The 17150-nt window shown below is 24.6% G+C and carries 13 protein-coding genes; 2 read left to right on the top strand and 11 right to left on the bottom strand.

Features of this window, described 5'->3' with window-relative positions; translation table 4 throughout:
• From tpiA to SDIMI_RS04430, 3 genes are all read right to left on the bottom strand, one after another.
• On the bottom strand, positions 1-750 hold the full coding sequence (tpiA, locus tag SDIMI_RS00835) for a triose-phosphate isomerase (protein WP_020836091.1): 750 nt from the start codon (positions 748-750) through the stop codon (positions 1-3).
• Positions 751-847: 97 nt separating this feature from the next.
• Entirely contained in the window at positions 848-1573 is a 726-nt protein-coding gene (gene nagB, locus SDIMI_RS00830; RefSeq protein ID WP_020836090.1) for a glucosamine-6-phosphate deaminase, read from the bottom strand.
• 28 nt (positions 1574-1601) lie between these two features.
• Entirely contained in the window at positions 1602-2327 is a 726-nt protein-coding gene (locus SDIMI_RS04430) for a hypothetical protein (RefSeq protein WP_020836089.1), read from the bottom strand.
• A 125-nt stretch (positions 2328-2452) separates the two neighbouring features.
• Here SDIMI_RS04430 and SDIMI_RS00820 point away from each other — a divergent pair, with 125 nt between their 5' ends.
• Positions 2453-3811: an FAD-dependent oxidoreductase gene (locus tag SDIMI_RS00820; protein ID WP_020836088.1), complete on the top strand. Its 1359-nt coding sequence runs from the start codon at positions 2453-2455 to the stop codon at positions 3809-3811.
• A gap of 40 nt (positions 3812-3851) precedes the next feature.
• Here SDIMI_RS00820 and SDIMI_RS00815 read toward each other — a convergent pair whose 3' ends face one another.
• The 3 genes from SDIMI_RS00815 to SDIMI_RS00805 all read right to left on the bottom strand — a co-directional run bounded on the left by SDIMI_RS00815 (position 3852) and on the right by SDIMI_RS00805 (position 8570).
• Entirely contained in the window at positions 3852-5300 is a 1449-nt protein-coding gene (locus tag SDIMI_RS00815; protein WP_020836087.1) for a glycoside hydrolase family 32 protein, read from the bottom strand.
• Positions 5287-6840, bottom strand: coding sequence for a PTS transporter subunit EIIB (locus SDIMI_RS00810; RefSeq protein ID WP_020836086.1), 1554 nt, complete (start codon positions 6838-6840; stop codon positions 5287-5289). The genes SDIMI_RS00815 and SDIMI_RS00810 overlap by 14 nt, the downstream gene beginning before the upstream one ends.
• A gap of 158 nt (positions 6841-6998) precedes the next feature.
• Entirely contained in the window at positions 6999-8570 is a 1572-nt protein-coding gene (locus SDIMI_RS00805) for a formate--tetrahydrofolate ligase (RefSeq protein ID WP_256377150.1), read from the bottom strand.
• 34 nt (positions 8571-8604) lie between these two features.
• On the opposite strand from SDIMI_RS00805, the gene SDIMI_RS00800 reads away from it, so the two are divergent.
• Positions 8605-9450: a bifunctional 5,10-methylenetetrahydrofolate dehydrogenase/5,10-methenyltetrahydrofolate cyclohydrolase gene (locus SDIMI_RS00800; RefSeq protein WP_020836084.1), complete on the top strand. Its 846-nt coding sequence runs from the start codon at positions 8605-8607 to the stop codon at positions 9448-9450.
• Here the strand turns inward: SDIMI_RS00800 and SDIMI_RS00795 are convergent.
• The 5 genes from SDIMI_RS00795 to SDIMI_RS00775 all read right to left on the bottom strand — a co-directional run bounded on the left by SDIMI_RS00795 (position 9447) and on the right by SDIMI_RS00775 (position 17147).
• A complete protein-coding gene (locus SDIMI_RS00795) occupies positions 9447-11282 on the bottom strand; it encodes a hypothetical protein (RefSeq protein ID WP_020836083.1) in 1836 nt (611 codons plus the stop codon). The genes SDIMI_RS00800 and SDIMI_RS00795 overlap by 4 nt on opposite strands.
• 90 nt (positions 11283-11372) lie before the next feature.
• Complete coding sequence (locus SDIMI_RS00790; protein ID WP_041618260.1) at positions 11373-11969, bottom strand: 4Fe-4S single cluster domain-containing protein; 597 nt, start codon at positions 11967-11969, stop codon at positions 11373-11375.
• Positions 11962-13770 (bottom strand): AAA family ATPase, encoded by a 1809-nt coding sequence (locus SDIMI_RS00785; protein ID WP_020836081.1) that lies wholly within the window; start codon positions 13768-13770, stop codon positions 11962-11964. The genes SDIMI_RS00790 and SDIMI_RS00785 overlap by 8 nt, the downstream gene beginning before the upstream one ends.
• Before the next feature lie 9 nt (positions 13771-13779).
• Positions 13780-14877 (bottom strand): hypothetical protein, encoded by a 1098-nt coding sequence (locus tag SDIMI_RS00780; protein WP_020836080.1) that lies wholly within the window; start codon positions 14875-14877, stop codon positions 13780-13782.
• Positions 14878-14879: 2 nt separating this feature from the next.
• On the bottom strand, positions 14880-17147 hold the full coding sequence (locus SDIMI_RS00775) for a hypothetical protein (protein WP_020836079.1): 2268 nt from the start codon (positions 17145-17147) through the stop codon (positions 14880-14882).
• Between the last annotated feature and the right edge of the window lie 3 nt (positions 17148-17150).

Raw genomic sequence — 17150 nt, 5'->3', positions numbered from 1 at the left:
TTAACCTTTATAGTTTACTAATCCTAAGTATGAATCTTCAATTAATGAAGCTCCACCAACTAGTGCACCATCTATGTCAGTTTGATCTAAGATGTCTTTGATATTTTCAGGTTTAACACTTCCACCATATTGAATTAATATTTCGTCTGCAACATTTTGATTATAAATATTTTTGATAATATCTCTAATCTCTTTACATACATTTTGTGCAATTTCTGGGGTTGCAACTTTCCCTGTTCCAATAGCTCAAATTGGTTCATAAGCTATTACAACTTTTTTTGCATCATCTGCTGAGATTCCTTCAAATCCTTTTGTTATTTGTGATTTAACTCAATCAATAGTTGTTCCATCTTCATAAGTTTTTAAGCTTTCTCCACAACATAAAATTGGTGTAATACTTGCTGCTAATAATGCTTTAGCTTTGTTGTTAATCATTTCATCAGTTTCTCCAAAGATATCTCTTCTTTCTGAATGACCAATAACTGCATATTTAATTCCTAAATCTTGTAACATTGGAACTGATATTTCACCAGTAAATGCTCCTTCTTGTTCAAAATAACAGTTTTGTGCTGAAATAACTATATTTTTTGCAACTTTTTGAACATCGCTTAACATAATTGAAGGTACAGCAATACCTGCTATTATATTTTCATCTGCTTTAACTTTTGAATCTACTGATTTAATAAATTCAATTGCCTGTGAATTTGTTTTAAACATTTTTCAGTTTCCCACAATAATTTGTTTTCTCATATTTATATACTCCTCTAGTGTTTTACTATATGATTTTACACCATATTATAATGTTGCAAATTATTTAAAATAAAAAATCCTTAAAAGGATTTTATTTTTATTTTAATAATTTTGCAGCTTGTTCATCAATAACAACTGTAACATCATTATGATTCAATAATATTGAACAAGGTCAATCTTTTGAAATTGGTCCCTCAATTAAATTTTTAACAGCTTCTGCTTTTGCTTCACCAGTTGCAATTAAAATAATTTTCTTAGCATTCATAATTGATTTCAATCCCATTGAAATTGCTTGTGTTGGAACATCACTTTCATTTTCAAAGAATCTTGAATTAGCTTCTATTGTTGACTTTGTTAAATTAACTATTGAAGTTAAACCCTCAAAATCACTTCCTGGTTCATTAAAACCAACATGTCCATTAATACCCAATCCAAGGAGTTGTAAATCTATTCCACCTTTTTGAGCTATTAATTCATCATACTTTTGAGCTTCATTATCTGAATCAATTAAACCACTTGGTACAAAAGTATTTTCTTTTTTAATATTGATATGATTAAATAACTGATTATTCATAAAATATCTATATGATTGGTTATGATCTGATTCAAGACCCTTATATTCATCCAAATTAAATGTAATTACATTACTTCAATCAATATTTTGATCTTTTGTTTTATTTATAATATTTTCATATGTTGTTATTGGTGAACTACCTGTTGCAAGACCTAATATAACATTCTTATTACTTTTAACTTCATCTAAAATTAAATCACTTACTATTTTTCCAGCTTCATTGTTGTCTAAAATTTTTATAATTTTCATATTACTTATCTCCTGTTATAAATATATTCTAACTAATTTTTGATATTAATTTATTTCAAAAATCAAAATAGTTATATAAATCATTTATTGCTTCAATTTTTAAATTTAATCTAGGTATCATTCTTTGAAGTAATACATATGTTAACAATCTATTTTTACCCCTAAATAAATATTTATGTTTATTTGTTTCAACAACAATACCGAATGTCTCAATATAAACATTAGTTATTGAGCTATTTTTAATTATTTTAAAAACCTTTTGCTTGTTATCAGTTATATAAATATTGTTATTCGAAAAATAACAATCGTATTTACCAATCAAACTTAATTTATTATCAGTTTTTTCTGGATTATAATTGTGTATATTTAAACCTGTTTGTATTAAATTAACCTTTTCTTTTTTTTCTAATTTAAATCTAACTGGCAACTCTTTTAAAGGCCTTCAAGAATTAAAAACTAATTCTTGAATATCTCTTATGAATCTCTCTTCTTTAGAAGTTAAAGATAAACCTAATTTTTTTACATTCTTATTTAATTTGATTATAAAACTTTCTGATAATTTAAAATTCAAATTAATTCATCTTCATAATATTCAATATTTAAAATAAGTAAATGCACTTTTATCATTTACTTTTCTTTCAATACTTTTTATATATCATTTAGTTTTTCGAGATAGATTATGCTCATCAAAGTATTCAATGAAATTTGATCTTTTAAGATAATAATTAATATCTCCATTTATTCTTAAAAACATAATCTATTCACCTCTTAAAATTTTTTTATTATTTAATAAGTATTAAAGAAAATTTTCCAATTCTTTAATATTTATCTCTCAATTCATATATTATTATAATGTAAAAAGATAAAGGAGCAAATAAAATGAAGACAATAGTTATAGGAACTAATCATGCTGGTACAACAGCTGTTAGAACCCTAAGAAGATTAGATCCAAATATGGAAATTACAACTTACGACCAAAATGACAATATATCATTTTTAGGTTGTGGAATAGCATTATGAGTTAGAGGAGAAGTTAAAGATCCAAATGGTTTATTTTATGCTTCACCTGAAATTCTTGCTGGTGAAAATATTAATGTAAAAATGGAGCATCAATGAGTTGGTATAGATGCAGAGAAAAAAACTGTTAGAGTTAAAAACTTAAAAACTGGTGAAGAATTTGATGATAACTTTGATAAATTAGTTATAGCTTCAGGAACTTGACCAATTTTCCCTCCAATTGAAGGAATTGACTTAGAAGGTGTTCAAATTTGCAAAAACTTCCACCATGCTAAAGTTATCAAAGCTGCAAATGATAATCCAGAAATTAAAAAAGTTGCTATTGTTGGAGCAGGATATATTGGTGTAGAATTAGTTGATGCTTTTGTTGAAAATAATAAACAAGTATCATTAATTGATATAGCAGACAGAATTATGCCTGTATATTATGATAGTGAATTTACAGGATTAGTTGAAGAAACTATGAAAGAAAAAGGTGTTAATTTAGCACTTGGACAAAAAGTAGTTAAATTCGAAGGTGTTAATGGAAAAGTTACAAAAGTAATTACTGATAAAGGTGAAATTGAAGTTGACTATGTTGTATTCTCTGTTGGTGTTGTTCCTCAAACATCTTTACTAAAAGGTGTAATTGATCTTGATGAAAGAGGAGCAATTAAAACAAATGAATTTATGCAAACTTCAAACCAAGATATTTATGCTGTTGGTGATTGTGCACAAGTTTATAACTGTTCAATGAAAAAAGATACACAAATTGCTCTAGCAACTACAGCTGTTAGAACAGGTATCTTAGCTGCTGCAAATATTGTAAAAGGAAACGAATTACAAAGTCCTGGATTTACTGGAGCAAATGGTATTGAAGTATTTGGATGAAAAATGGCATCAGTTGGTATTTCAATGGAAGCATGTAAACGTTTTGGAATTGATGCAGAAGAAGTAATGTTTAAAGACTCAGATAGACCAGAATTCATGTCAACTTACAAAGATGTATGATTAAAAGTTATTTGAGAAAAAGAATCAAGAAGAATTATTGGAGCACAAGTTGCATCAATAAATAATCATACTGAAGTAATGTACATGTTTGCTTTAGGAATTCAAAAAGGATTAACAATTGATGAATTACCATTAGTTGATATATTCTTCTTGCCTCATTTCAATAAGCCATATAACTTTATTACATTAGCAAGTTTACAAGTATTGGGTTTAAATTACTTTAAAAAATAATAAATAAAAAAATGGATTTTAATCCATTTTTTTATTTCTCTTATTTATTTAATATCATTGATTTAACTTCAGAAACTTTTAATTCTATTTCTCTACTAAAAGTTATTTTATTAAAATCTTTTATGAAAAATCTTGATGTAAATGTTGTTTCATAGTTATTACAGAAAATTTCAATTGATGAAGAATCTATATAAATTTCAACTATTTGTTTTTCATAAATTCTTTTTGCTTGTCTTGTAGTCTCATAATCCCATGTTGGTGATTCTGTTTGTTTACTTCTATCTAAAACAATTTCATTATTATCAAATTTAATTTCTATTTTTTCATTTTGATCATTCAATATTTCCATTACTAAGTTTCCTTCTAATTCAAATTCAAAATGAATAGCCTTATTGATTTTAAATTCATTTAAAGATACATTTTTAGTATTTTCAAGAACATTTTTCTTAAATTCACTATATGGTTTTTGAATTAATTTATTATTTACTATATTCATTTCTCTTGGAATGGTTAACATTGAATGTCATGAATATACATCAGTTGGATATTGAACATCAACAGCTCCTAATCATGCAATTGAAACAAGTTTATTATTTGCTCAATAAGTTTGAGGTGCATAATAATCATGACCATAATCTAACATTTTAAGTACTTCTTTTTCATTTAATTTTGAATTATCAAAATCTAGATCTTCAAGTATTGTATAAACAACATTTCTAGAACCATTTAATTCATATCTATCATTTTCATTAAATCAACCTTCAGCTGACATAAAGAATAAATATTTATTATCAATAAAGTCTAAGTTTGGGCATTCTCACATATGACCATAATTTTCATTTAAAGAAGGTTTTATTATTCTGTCGAATATAAATTCATCTTTATTTGTTTTTTTATAAAATACAAGTCCACCTTTCAAATCAGTTTTACATTGAGCACCAAAAATCATATATTGTTCCCCTTTGTACTCAAATATTTTAGGGTCTCTTGCATGTGCTGTAAATAGTGTTTCGTCATGTTTAACAACAGTTCTTTTATTAATAACTTTTTCATCTTTAAAGTCTGCAGCAATTTGAACTTCTTTTAACATTGTTCCATTACCATCTTCGATATTTCCTGTATAGTAAATTGTTACATCTCCATTTTTTTCTTCAAATGCAGAGCCTGAAAAGGCTCCATGAATTTCATCCTCTATATTAGGAATAATAGAAACACCTAAGTCTTTATAGTTTACAAAGTCTTTTGTTTTAACTAACATTCAATGTTTATAACCATGATATGGTTGTAAGGGACTTCATTGATAGTGAATATAATGTTGTCCATCTTTAAATAGCAGCCCATTTGGGTCATTTAAAAGACCATTGGGTGGAGCAATATGATAAGTTGGTCTATAATATTTATCACTTGAAACTAAATCATTTGCTTTCTGTATATCTTCTTTTTTATGTTGATCAATTCTATTTCATATTATTTCTTTATTTAACTTCATTAATTTGTCCTCCAAAATCTCTTTCTAAAACTGTATCATTAATATTTTTAAAGTATTTTATTCTAGATAATATCATTGTTGATAAAAATGTCACTATAAAAGTACCCACAATTGCTATTGCCATTCATAAATATGGCCCCCCACTTATTGGATTTATATTTAGTTTTTCTAAAACATCCGCTTTCATAGTAATTGAAAGAAAAACTAACAATGAAGCATTTCCCAATGTACAAGCAATTCCAGAAAAAGTTGTAATTATTACACCAAATACAGCTCCAATACTTGCAGCAATTGTTGGATATAAGAATCTTAGACCAACTCCGAACAATGCAGGTTCAGTTGATCCGCTAATATATGCTAATGAATAAGCAGGAATTGACACTGATCTAAGTTCTTTGTTATTTCAATTTATAATTGAAGTTGCAAGTACACTTGTAGCAACTGCTATGTTTAATTGTGTAAACATAGGCATAATTGTTGTACCCCCAAATGTTGTTGCTTGTTGCATATTTACAACAACAAATATTTGAATAAACCCTGTTACTACCATTCAAGGCAATGTGATTGCAAATAATGGATTAAAAATAAATTTGGCAATGTAATGTGTTGTTGCTCATAACATACCTTGATTTATTCCATATGTCACAATAACTCCAATTGGAGCAATAATTAATATTGCAACAAAGAAAGAAATAATTGTGATCATTGGTATTGCAATCATTTCTTTAAAAACAGGAATATTTTTCTTTGTAAATATTCTTTCTAAATAAACTGCAAAGAAACTAATACCAACTAAAGGTAGAATTTGTCCTTCAAATGATATTTTTCATGGATAGCCTGTTTTACCCTCTCCCAAGAATGAAAAAGGTCATTGAAATATTGCACTGCTATCTTTCATTATAACTGTAATGTTTTCCAGTTGTGAAAAACACAATACAACTCCTAAAGATATTCCGATTGCTTGACTTCCCTTTAATAATTTAAATATTGATCATGGAATCAAAATTGAAAAAGCCAGATTTAATGCTTCTTGAAGCATTTGAAGCATATTTCCAACTATTTTTGTAAATGTGCTTGTATCTGCTAAAGTACCTGAACCAAAATCAATTCCATTGAACATATTTGAAAATGTAGATACAATGGCTAAAGTTATTAGTAATGGTATTATTGGTTTCATTATTATTGCTATACCATCTGTCAATTTTTTAAATGTACCATCCTTTTTCGTAACATTGATATCAAAGTCATTTGGTATTGAATCATATGATATTTTTAGTGATTTAATGAAATCTATTGTTATTTGTTCAATTTCTCCTGAGACTAAAAATTGAACAATATTATCTTTTATAATGTATTTTTTAAAAATTGTTGATTCTTCTAACTTATTAGGATTAAATTTTGATATATCATTTAATTTAATTCTAATTCTTGTAGAACATCTATTTATAGAATCTATATTTTTTATTCCACCAACAGATTCTCTTAAAACCCTACAGTCTTGATAATATTTTGACTGATTTGATTTTTTTATAATACCCATTCTTTTTTCCCCTTCTTAATTTAGAATAATCTCTAAAAAATTTATAAATTATTAGAAAATTATTCTTAATATTATTTTATATTTAGGAAGAATATTATAAGTGTTATATTAAAAATACCTATAACCATAGGTAAAAAAAATGGACTAAAGTCCATTTTTTATTTTAAGCCTGTTACTAATCCATTTTCTAAATCAATATCTTTTGAATTTGGAGTCTTATTTAATCCTGGCATACTCATGACATTATTTGTGAAGGCCAATATAAATTTTGCTCCACTATTTACAGAAACATTTTTAATAACTAATTCATAATTTGTTTCATTATTATCATTTCCATCAATTGAATTTGAAGATTTAACCATACAAATTGGTAAATTTTTATACTCTGTATTTTTAATTTCTTCTATTTTTTCTTTTGCTTCGTTACTTAATATAAAATTATCTAAATAATAAAAGTTTTTAACAACTTTTTCAATTTTGTCTTCAATCTGATCATTTTTATTTATTAATCTATTAATATTTTGAGTGAAATCACAAATTTCAGCAACTTTCTTAGCTAAATTTTCAGCTCCTTTTGCTCCTTTTGTAAATGCTTCATTCATTTCCCAAGAATAATTGTTATTATTTAATCATTCTTTTAATATATCCAATTGTTCTTCATTGTCTCCCTCAATAAAGTTTATAGCTACAATTAAATTTAAGTTATATTGTCTAATATGTTTTAAATGTTTATTTAAATGATCAAAGTTATTATCAAAATCTTTGTGTAAGTTTAAAGCTCTTAGTGTTACAACCATAACAGTACAATCTGGAATTAAATCATTATCTTCATTTATAACATTCATGTATTTCTCAAATCCTAAGTCACTTCCAAAACCTGACTCTACAATACAATAGTCTGCTAAACTTAATCCTAAATTAGTAGAAATTATTGAATTAGTACCTGTTGCAATATTTGCAAAAGGACCACAATGAATTAAAGTTGGAGTATCATATTTAGTTAGAACCAAATTAGGATTAACTGCATTTTTAAGTATTGCCATTAATGAACCTGTAATATTTAATTCCTTTAAATATATTTCCTTATTTTTTTTATCGTATGCAATCAGAGAATTGTCTAATCTAATTCTTAAATCTTCAATACTTTTTGAAAGACTTAAAATTGTCATCATATTACTTGCAGCAGTAATAGTAAATTCTTCTAGTCTAGAAATTTTAGAATTAATTTTTATTTCAGTTTGTCTTAAAGCTCTATCATTTAAATCTAAACATCTTTTTCATACAATTCGATTTGGATCAATGTTTAAATCTGTATTTCAATAAATTTCTGAATCAATTTGGGCGGAAATCAAATTATTTGCTGTTGTAATAGCATGAAAGTCTCCTGTAAAATGAAGATTAATATCCGCCATTGGAACAACCTCACTTTCTCCTCCACCCGTTGCAGTTCCCTTTCTTCCAAAGACAGGACCCAAACTTGGTTCTCTCAAAGCCAAAATTGTATTTTTACCAATGTAATTTAATCCATCTGCAAGTCCAATTGCAGTTGTTGTTTTTCCTTCTCCAGCTGGAGTTGGATTAATTGAAGTCATTAATATTAATTTACCTTTTTTATTATTCATATATTTTTCATAATTGATTTTTGCTATATTTTTTCCATAAAATTCAAAATCATTTTCATCAATTTTAAGTTTATCTAATACTTTTAATATTTTTTCCATTATAATCACCTTTAGAATATCTTGTTTAGAAAGGATTTAAAACATGAACAATATAATTGATGGTAAATTATATGCTCAAGAATTAAATACTAATCTTAAAATTAGTATAGAGCAAATAAAGACAAAAAGAAAACCCAAATTGATGATAATTCAAGTTGGTGATAATCTTGCAAGTAATAAATATATAAAAAATAAATTAAATGCCTGTAATAAAGTTGGAATAATTGGTGAATTACTTAAATTCGAAGAAAATATAATAGAAGAAAAATTAATAGAAGAAATTAGAAAATTAAATGAAAACAAAAATGTCGATGGAATAATAGTTCAATTACCTCTACCTAATCAATTAAATGAGAAAATAATAACAGATACTATTGATCCTTCAAAAGATGCCGATGGTTTTAGTCCAATAACTTTGGGAAATGTAATGCTTAATAACAGCAACATCTTTCCTGCAACACCATTTGGAATTATTAAGCTTTTAGAATGAAAAAAAATTAATCTTATTGGAGCAAATATTGTAATTATTGGTAGAAGCAATATTGTTGGAAAGCCACTTGCAAATATGTTAATAAATAAATCTGCAACTGTTACAGTTTGTAATACAAAGACAAAAAAACTAAGTGAAATTTGCAAGACAGCAGACATTTTAATCAGTGCAGCTGGATCTGCGAAATTAATTACAGAAGATTTTGTAAATAGGGATATGACTTTAATTGATGTTGGAGCAAATTTTTTAGATGGTAAATACTGTGGAGATGTTGATTTTGATAATGTAAAGGATAAAGTAAAATTTATAACTCCAGTTCCTGGAGGAGTTGGTCCAATGACAATTTCTTGTTTATTACAAAATACCTTTAATTTATATAATAAAAAAGAGAACCTTTAGTTCTCTTTTTTATATTTATTTTTTAATGAAATATTTATTATTAATAAGATTAAAGCTATGAATACAAATATAGACATCAAAATTATTAAACTTAATAAAGTTACTTTTGCTAATAATATTGTTGCAAAAAATATAATTGCAATGATTAAAGAAAAGAAAGCATTACCCATTACGTGGTCAATTATCATTGCCAGAGAAAATTCTTCCTCTGATACAATTAATCTAAATCTCTTTGCCTTGGTTTTTTCAATCAATGAATACGATGATCCAAAAATGAACATTAATATTGTAAGTAATAAATAATATATATTAGTTTTATTTTCAAAATTCAATGTATAACATAGTGAAAGAAAAACTACAAATAGTAAAACAGATATTATTGTTGTAGTCATAGCAATTCTGTTTAAATTATTATTTTTAAATTTCAAATTTGAAAATATAGCTTGTGCTATATATTTTAATAAGAATCCTATAACTAAAAATAAAACAACATATCCATTTTCTACTTGGGAACTAATATTAATTTGATTTTTATTAAATACAATAAAATAGAATAGAACCAGCGACCAATCTAAGAACTTAAAGAAACCTATAAAATAGTTTTGTACAAACACTTCTGCAAAAAACTTCTTATTTTTTTTAAGTGTTTTAAAAGAATCTCTATTAATATTTAAAACATTTCTTTCAGACATTATGTTTTTATTAAAGAAAAGCAAGCAAATTATTATAATAACAACAGCCATTAGAAATAATAATACATATGTACTTTTAGTAAAGTAATCAAGAGTAAATGGTATTGGTAATAATAAAAAGGCAAAAATAGAATTATATTTTGAAGTTTTATTTTTTAAGTTATTTCTTTTCTCATAACTTTTAATCAATTCAATATTTATTGGTAAAAATCCTGCTATAAAGATTCCAAATAAAATTAGTCCTGAAAAAATTAATCCCAAACTTAAACTATATTTTGTAGTTGCAAATGAACTAAATGTAAAAATAATAGCAAATAATAATCCAATTGAATTTAATTTTAGTACCTTAAAATTTCCAATTTTTTTTGCCAATTTCATTCATGTAGGAGTAATAAATAACATTAATATTGGAACAATAATAATTGCAGCTAAATAATTTATATCATTAAAGAAAGTAATCATTTTATAAGGTACAAATGCGAAATAAATAGTTAATAACATCATCGATATAATCATTGATGCTAATTGAATATTATAATTTGATTTTTTATCACTTACTTTTATCATATATTCTTCCTTACTTTCTATATAACTTTTAAATTTATTATTAAATATCGTAGGATATCGATCTTCCATTTTAATAAGAATATTTTCAATTTGTTTTAAAAACAAATAAGTTATTACACAGTACACAAAAAAAATAATATATGCTTGATGTAATTTTAATAAATATAAAGAATATCCTTCTGTCTTGCCATACACTAAAATTGAAATTATTAAATATAAAGTTGATATCATTAATGCAACTACAGGCATAAGGATATAAAGAATAGATTTATTTTTAAGAAATAAACTTTTTAAAAAAATAATAAGTATATTTAATAATATATAAATAATTACTGAGCTTAGTATAAATATCAATTCCGTGGGCACAAGCAAACTTAATACAGAAATCCCCAAAGTCGAAATAAATGAAATGCTCGCCTTAAAATATAAACCTGTTATTAAAATTACAATTAAAGTTAAATCTACTCCTGGTATTGAAGAAAAAATTAATCTTAGACTTATACCAAAAGCAACTATCATTGCAGTTGTAGTAAGATCAAAAATTGCATTTTTCTGATTATCTTTAGTTTTCATCTTCTAATTCCCCTCTCTTTTATTTTGTAAAAGAGATTTGGGAAAAGAAATTTACCATACTTGTAAATAAATAGTTCATATTTTATTCCTCTACTTTATTTTAAAATTAAATTCTCCATTTTCATTATCAAATATAACACCATCACCATTCATCGATAATCTATCATTATAAAGTTGTATTTCAACTTCTGAGTGTGGTTGTTCAAAATAATCACAATCTTTATATTTATCTGTGATTTTTATAACTCTTTGATTTTTACTTCCTATCAGTCTTCTATTTTTATCTAAAAGTTTCATAATAAAAGGTCCATCAATTAAAATATCTATATTTTCTAAGATTTCCTTATGTTCTTCAATCATTTGTTCATAAATGTATCCTGTAAAACATATTACTGTTAAATCGTTATTTTGACATCAAATAACAAGTTCTTTTAATCCATCAGGTTGAAGAAATGGTTCTCCTCCAATTAATGTTACACCTTCAATATTAAATATTTCTTTTGCTTCTAAAATCTTCTCATATATAAATTCATTGGGCATAAACATTTTTTTCTCTAATGAAAGTTGTTCTTGATTAGAACAACCCTTGCATCCAATGTTACATCCTTGAAATCAAATAATAAATCTAATTCCCGGACCTTCTATTTCACTGTTCATCAAAAACTTGCTAAGATTTAAATTAGCCATTTATGTTAAATACTATTTTTCCTTCACTAGTTGAAGTTAAAATCTTTGTTCCAGGTTTTATATTTTTTAAGTTTTCAAAAATGAATTCAGATAAAGGATCTACTAAATTAGTTTCAAGAGAGTTCAATACATCTCTTCCTCCTCTTCTTTCATCAGCATTTTTAAGCATTATTCCAATAATATTTTGATCATTTAAATCAATGTGTAATTCTGCTTTATATTTTTCATAAATTGCTATTTGAATTGGTTTAACTTTTTGACGAATTATTTTTGATTTTAAACTTAAATCTTTAATAAAATTAAAAGGAACTATATTATTTCCAAATCTTCCCAAAAGTTCTGGTCTGTTTAATTCATTTGTAAAATGCTCTTGAACCTTTTTAATAAATTCATTATGAACTTCTTGCGTACTTTGATTTGGATTAACTTCAGCTGCACCAATATTTGATGTAAAAATAATAAATGATTCACTAAAACTTACTGTTTGTCCAGTATTATCTGTCAGTCTTCCATCCTCTAATATTTGTAAAAACTTATCAAATATTTTTGGACTTGCTTTTTCAATTTCATCAAAAAGAATTACAGAAAAAGGTTTTTCCTTTACTGAATTTGTTAATTGACCTCCACCTTCAAATCCAACATATCCTGGAGGTGCTCCAATTAATTTTTGATCAGCATTATCTTGTCCATATTCAGACATATCAAATCGAATAAGATTTGCTTCATCGTTAAACAAGAAAGTAGTAATTGCTTTTGCAAGTTCTGTTTTACCAGTTCCAGTTGGTCCAACAAAAAATAAGGTACCTTTTGGTTTACTTCTTTTTGCTGAATAAGTAATTCCAGTTAAACCTGTATATGCTTTATAAATTACTTTTGATACTTTTTCAACTGCTTCATCTTGTCCGATTACTTTTGAAGATAGTTCATTCTTAATTGTTAACATTTTATCGTAGCTTAATTCTTCTCATGGAGAAGTTTTTTCACCATAATTATATATGTTAAACATCTTATTGAAAGTGATAGGAGTTTCAAAATTACAGCTAAATTTTGCAAAATGAGATAATTCTTTTAAAGTTCACCCCTCAGTGGCATCAATAATGTTATCAAATTCTGTTGAAATATCTGTTACTTGTATTCTTGATTTAATTGTAGATAAAAATTGCTTTCTTTCTTCTCTACTTGGTTTAGGCAAAGTTGAAATAATAATTTCAGGATTATCTAAATATAAACTTGGCGGTAATTGATTAATTTTTTTAGTTAAAAATATAATACAATTTGTTAATTCATCAATTCTTGCTATAGAAAAATTTGATTCCTTTAAAGTTTTTGAGAATTCTGTAAGAACAGCTCTATCATCAACATCTAAACCTTGATCACTGAAAACAAAATTTGTATAATCGGCAACAAAACCAATTTTTCTTTCATCTTCTCTATTAATGTTTTTATTAAGTATTGAAAAAAATTCAATTGGTTTTTTTAGTTTTAATTCATCTTTATTTGGTTTATCATTATCTCCACCACCAAATAAATCATCAAATTCATTTGCAACTGATTCTCCATGATGAGAATCATTTGAGGTCAAAATTAAATTAGATATCTTTTTACCTTTTAGCCCTGAATTTTGATCAAAAATAAATTTATCTGAATATTTTTTTTGCTCAAATATATTCATTACAATTTCATGGATATTTATATATTTTCCCTCGAATTCATAAATATCGTCTATATTTCCTTCAATTATAACTGCCTTTTTAATTCCAATTAAATTTTTTAACTGATTTAATTCTCTTTTTACACTCATATTTCTCACCTATCTATTTGAATTTGAATTTGAATTATTTTTATTTTTAAATATTTGCTTATTTTTTGCAATATATTTTGGTTCTCTATATTGTTTATTGAATTCGTCACTTGAATGCAAGTTAAATTCTTTAAGCTTATTAAGAAAAGCTTGTGCATCTTCATCATGTTCGTGACCTTCAAAGCCTTCTCAATTATAAACAAAACTTCCATCTAATTTTACAGCAAAGTCTGCTGTTTCGCCTGTTAGTTTTTCTCCGTGAATTAGAATCATATTTTTTTCTTGAATTCTTCTTATATTTTCTTCATTTACAACATATCCAACTTCTCTAATGGCTTTCACTATCTTAATTACATTATCTTTTCTGACAGCCTCTTGTTCTGCTAATTTAGATGACTTAATAAAATACTGCTTTGCATTTTCTTGAAAATTTCCATTATTATCTAAATTCATAAACAATTGAGATTCATCTCTAATAGCTTCAACAAGATCTCTATCCTCACTATATAAATCTATTGATTTTGCAATTATTTCTTTTGATATAGATTTATTGGATGCTTTTATATGTTTCAATTTTTCAAAAATGAAATTATATAGTTTTTCTCCTCTGAAGTTTATTAGATAATGATGATTTTGATCAAAAATATTTCTTATTAGTATTTTGTCTTCGTCGTCTTTATACTTTGCAATTAAGTCATTTCTAACTATTTCTAAATCATCAAAACTATTTTTATCTAAGGACTTTAATATATTTTCTTGTTCTTTAATTAAAACATCTCTTTTAAAACTATATACTTGAGCTTTAAAATCAGCAATACTTTCTCTTTTTCTTTCTGCATATCTTTGAATTTCATGATATGTTTCAATTGCTACATGAGTATCAGATGATAATTCTCTTTCATAAGTATTTTGAGCCAAATCAATTTGTTCTTTATTAATTTTCTCTAATAATTCATTTATTTGATTTTGATAAAACCCTGAATTATCAATTTGATTACAATGTACTAATAATTCTTTTATATATTTTATTAAAACATCTATATCTTTTTTAATAAATGAAAATTGTTTTTCACAATTTATTAAAATTTCTTCAGCTGTCATACTCATAATTATTTTCCTCCAAAAATATTTATATATTTAGTTAAATCAGAACTACTATATTCTTTCTTTTTACCAAATATAATGTTTAATGCTTTTCTATAGTTTTTTTCATTACCCTTTAAAATTTTATCCACTTGCTTAGAATCATTTTTTACATTTTTAATTCATTCTAATTTTAACTCAATTGGCATATTTAAAATATTTTTATCTATTAAATCATTAAGTTTATCTTCAATTTTATTTATATAATTTCCTGCTAATAGCTGTATTTTATATTCAATCATATCTTCTGTTATTGTTGCAAACTGTTCACTTTTATATTTATAGTAATTTTTGTAAAAATCAATTAAAGAATCTGATAAATTTATAAGATAACTTTCAAAATTGTTTATATCTAATGAATTACCAATTAAATCTATAATTGAATCTAACATTATTTTATAGTTATCCTCTACAAATTTATAGTTAGACATATAAAGTTCTTTTGTTATTCTTCCAATAATATTTAGGGTATTTGCATTTTGTGCTCAAACATCTGAATTATATTTAGTTTCCTCAAACATTTCTGATCTATTATTATTTTTAAAATAATTTGTTAATATAATTAGCGAGTTTCTAATATTGAATTTTCATCCATCAATTGACATTTTTGATAAGAAATTATTTATTCTATAAATATTTTCAATATTATCTTTTATTTCAATTTTATTGAATATTTCTAAGATATTTTTTGAGTCTATAAATTTATAATTACTAATAATTTCAAAAAGTTCATCATCTGTTCTATCCTTTGAAATTTTTATAATGAGATCTTTTACAACTTTTTCTAAAATTAATATCAAGTTTCTATCTTCAAATTTTATTAAGTAATCCCTCATATTTGAATAGTTTGTCCCGCTATCAATTGTTTTTGCTAAATAATTTGTAAGAGTTAAAGATACCTCTGCTTCTAATCCTATTCTTTGTAAAACAAAATAAATATTCATTGCAGTTTCGTAATCACTGTCAAGCAAACATTCTTCAAAAGTATCTACTGCTTCTTTTATATTATTTTCAAATAAATTTGATAATTTGATTTGATTTGAATTATTTTTAAATGAATATACAACAGGTATATTTATATCAATATTTTCAATATTCTTATTTGCAATTAAAAATCCATTTAAAGTATTCTTTGAATCAAAGTACATAAAAGTATTTTGCTGTAATATTAAATTTTCAATATAACCAACATAGAAAATCAATTTATTATCAATTGAATTAATAATTTTATTATTTCTCTTTGAATTATAAAATATGATAATTTCAATGTTTTTTGCTAAGTCCTTGTTTTTTATAAATTCATTATCATTTACTATAAACTGGTCATTAACAAGTAGTAAATTATAATTTGTTTTAATATTTAAATTTGATATTAAATCTGGTGAAGATATAAAATCATTTTCATTAAAATTTGAACTTTCTGGTCTAAATATTTTCTTAATTTTTTCATCATATTTAATAGCAACACTTTTTAATATTTCCAAAGAAATATTTGGTCTTTTTCTTAAATAGTCATCAAACGATTTATCTTCAGTTTTTAATTTGAAAGCTCCATTTTCAAAAATTTCAAGCCATCCTTCTATTGCTATTGATTCTGTTTTTAAAAATCGATTAATGTTATTTATATCACTAATTGATTCTTGATCTTCTAAGATAAGATCTTTTAGAAAAGCATCATCACCAAAAATTTCTGGCTTATTCTTAACAAAATCTTTAGCAGAATTAATAATTGTTCCCTTTTCAATAGAGAAATTTTTTTCAATTTCTATTTTATGACTAAATTTTAATTCATTTATTCTTTTTTTTCAGTTAATGTCTTTTAAAATTTCACTCGAATTTAATACTGGGTCACTAAAATATTTAACATCTTGAAATTTATTATCATGAGAAATTGTATAGGTTCCCTTTTTAAATTCCTCTTTAATTTTTTGATCAATTATAAAGTTATCAATTGACGTATTCATATTTAGTAAGCCAATCCCAGCTTTAGTTTTATTTACTTCTACTACTTTAAAGTTTATTAAATCTCTTAAAGCTCTTTCAAATAAAACTTGATTTGAAATATTAAAATCTTCTTTAAGAATTATTTTAATATTCTTTTCTTTTGAAGGATGATCAATAATTATTAATAAAATCAAAAATTCCATAAACGTTGGTTTTCTGATTTCTGAATATTTAATTTTTAAAGGTAAATAGACTTTATCATATAGAATTTCTATTTTATTAAATATCATTTT

Source organism: Spiroplasma diminutum CUAS-1, from assembly GCF_000439455.1.
Lineage (GTDB): Bacteria > Bacillota_I > Bacilli_A > Mycoplasmatales > Mycoplasmataceae > Spiroplasma_A > Spiroplasma_A diminutum.
The sequence above is the reverse complement of the archived record's forward strand: the minus strand, read 5'-3'. Positions and strand labels throughout refer to the sequence as shown.